The following is a 571-nucleotide window of genomic DNA, read 5'->3' as shown; positions in this document are numbered from 1 at the left end:
TTCACCGTAGTACAAGGTGTTTTCGTCAATCTTGCGGATTTGCTCAAGTGCGTAGACCATCACATCTTTTGGCTGGTGGCCCATTAAGTCGAAACGGAAACCGTCAACTTTGTAGTCGTCCGCCCACACTTTCAATGAGTCAACCATCAGTTTACCCATCATCAAGTTTTCTGTTGCAGTGTTGTCACAACAGGTTGAGTTTTCTACGCCGCCAGTGTTGACGTTAAGACGGTGGTAGTACCCTGGGACGATTTTATCTAGAACAGATTTGTCGTTAATGCCAGAGGCATTGGTGTGGTTGTACACCACGTCCATGATCAGCTTCAGCTTCATTTTGTGTGTTGCTTGCACCATTTCACGGAACTCAAGAATACGTTTTGAGCCGTTTGGATCGGTCGCGTAGCTGCCTTCTGGCACCGTGTAATGGAATGGGTCGTAACCCCAGTTGAAGCTGTCTAGCATGCGCAAATCGTTCATCAGTGCTTGCGCAGAACCGGTGGCTGGATCGTAGCTGTTCAGCACATCTTCAATCACTTTCGCGCCATCAACTTCGTCACAGACAGACGCTTCT

Annotated in this window: 1 pseudogene; it reads right to left on the bottom strand. The window is 48.2% G+C overall.

Features of this window, described 5'->3' with window-relative positions:
* Positions 1–571, bottom strand: a pseudogene (locus R7O13_RS29340) (DUF3372 domain-containing protein); the annotation flags it as partial.

Source organism: Vibrio sp. Y176 (genome assembly GCF_033438945.1).
Note: the sequence above shows the minus strand (reverse complement) of the source record. Positions and strands in the feature narration are given on the sequence as shown.